This is a genomic window from Vibrio sp. 1078-1, assembly GCF_033340475.1.
The window spans coordinates 1-1,694 of sequence record NZ_JAWOWM010000049.1 but is presented as its reverse complement, the minus strand read 5'-3'; the positions used below and the strand labels follow the sequence as shown (position 1 = coordinate 1,694).

At 43.6% G+C, this 1,694-nt stretch carries 2 protein-coding genes and 1 pseudogene; 1 reads left to right on the top strand and 2 read right to left on the bottom strand.

Features of this window, described 5'->3' with window-relative positions; translation table 11 throughout:
- Nucleotides 1–272 (bottom strand): annotated as a pseudogene (locus tag R7190_RS25490) (MipA/OmpV family protein); the annotation flags it as partial.
- 216 nt (nt 273–488) lie between these two features.
- Nucleotides 489–1,013, bottom strand: coding sequence for a copper resistance protein NlpE (locus R7190_RS25485; RefSeq protein ID WP_021452435.1), 525 nt, complete (start codon nt 1,011–1,013; stop codon nt 489–491).
- Nucleotides 1,014–1,389: 376 nt separating this feature from the next.
- Between R7190_RS25485 and R7190_RS25480 the strand changes: the two genes are divergently transcribed.
- Complete coding sequence (locus tag R7190_RS25480) at nt 1,390–1,680, top strand: DUF134 domain-containing protein (protein WP_005464150.1); 291 nt, start codon at nt 1,390–1,392, stop codon at nt 1,678–1,680.
- Nucleotides 1,681–1,694: the final 14 nt, after the last annotated feature.

Genomic DNA, 1,694 nt, shown 5'->3' with positions numbered 1-1,694 from the left:
CTCATGTTGATCAGATCGTTGGTTTCACCCAAGAAGCGGTAGTTGATGCCGCCCAAATCTGCGTTGAAGTCTTCACCGTGGTAACCACCGTTTAGGATTGGTGCAGTATTGTGTTTTTGATCTTTAAATAGATCACTAACTTGAGCTACGCCCACTTCCGCAACCCAACCACCTTGGTTGTTGTAGATGTTGCCGTTACGGATGTATGTGTCACCTGCCGTTGCGGTGCCAGCTGCTGCCAAAGTTAGTAGTGCGATAAGTGTCTTGTTCATTTGTATTTCCTGTACCGTTTATTTTATTTTGAACAGTGTACAAAATGGTGTTGTAAGCCTCTATCAGCAAAGCGTATGGAAATGTATGGCTTTCGGTGATTTCGCTTTTTGCTTAATGACAAAACAGTATGGTTGGGGGAAGGGAAGGTTGAGGAGGACAAAAAAACCGAGCTTGGGGAGGCTCGGTTTTCAACATCTATCAGGTCAGAGTGACGATTATTGTTGCTTTGTTAGGTTGTAAAACGAAGCTAATTCGCCAGTTGCTTTCTCACCGTTCATGTCTAGCATCATAAGCATGTTCTCGCCTACGAAGTATTGGTTTGGTGCGTCTTCGTCGGTCAGCGTTACGATGCTGCCGTTTTCATCCCAAGTGAAGTGGCCTTCTGATTTGAATTTGCCATCTTCTTTGTCTTGGTAGTTTTGCTCAAGCACGTAGCTGCCATCTTGATTTAGCGTCAGAGTCACGTCGATGCCTGCGCAATCAGCACATGGTAGTGTGCCTTTGTAAACGCCATTCCAATCTAGCGCGTTTTTCGCGTTGTGCTCTGAGTCTACAAACGTTTCTGTGGTGATCACTTGTTCTTCTTCCACTGGTACTGCATCGACAGGCAGTTCAGTGTCAGTGACTTCCATTTCTACTGCTTGAGGAGCTTCAACTGCACTTGCTTCTACTGGTTTCTCGTCTTGACAGCCTGCAAGAATAATTACCGCACCAGTTAACGCCAACATTGTCTTTTTCATTTTATCCCTCTTTAAATCAAGATTTTGTATGCCGTTAATATTAGCCCTGTTTCCGACGTTTACGTCATAACAAAGCAATAGAATGATCTATCTGTGTCAATAAAACCGGTGTTTTTGGCGCTATCCAAGCGTCGCGCCATGACTTGGAGACAAAGTAGTCAGAATCATCAAACGCATGTAAATGCTTGAATTGTAGGACTGAGTATTGAGTTGGATTTAAGCAAGTGGCAATTGAAGATGCGTTGTGGTGTGAAAACAGTCAGCATCTTATTAAATACGATTTTTGCAAACTTAGATTATTGGCATATGCCAAAAATGTTATTGGCATATGCCATAATTTGGGCGTAACGTAGCACAGTGTTTGAGAGGGACGATAATGGCAAGACCAAAAATAGAAAGAAGAATATGCGGCCGTGCAGCGCACCATTGTTTCAAGCCCAATGGCGTGCCATTCCATCAGTTGGAGCAAGTCGCCATATTGCCAGAAGAACTTGAAGCACTGCGCTTGGCTGATTTAGAGGGACTCAGCCAACAACAAGCCGCAGATCAAATGGGCATATCTAGACAAACTTTTGGCAACACAGTAAAAAGTGCGCGGTTCAAGGTCGCAAAAAGTTTAGTTGAAGGTCATGCATTAGTTTTTCCGAATGAGGAGTCAAACTTATGATTTATGCTATTCCT

Bases quoted from the DNA above. Each gene is read 5' to 3' on its own strand.
- R7190_RS25485 (WP_021452435.1), bottom strand. From the start codon at position 1,013: ATGAAAAAGACAATGTTGGCGTTAACTGGTGCGGTAATTATTCTTGCA.
- R7190_RS25480 (WP_005464150.1), top strand. From the start codon at position 1,390: ATGGCAAGACCAAAAATAGAAAGAAGAATATGCGGCCGTGCAGCGCAC.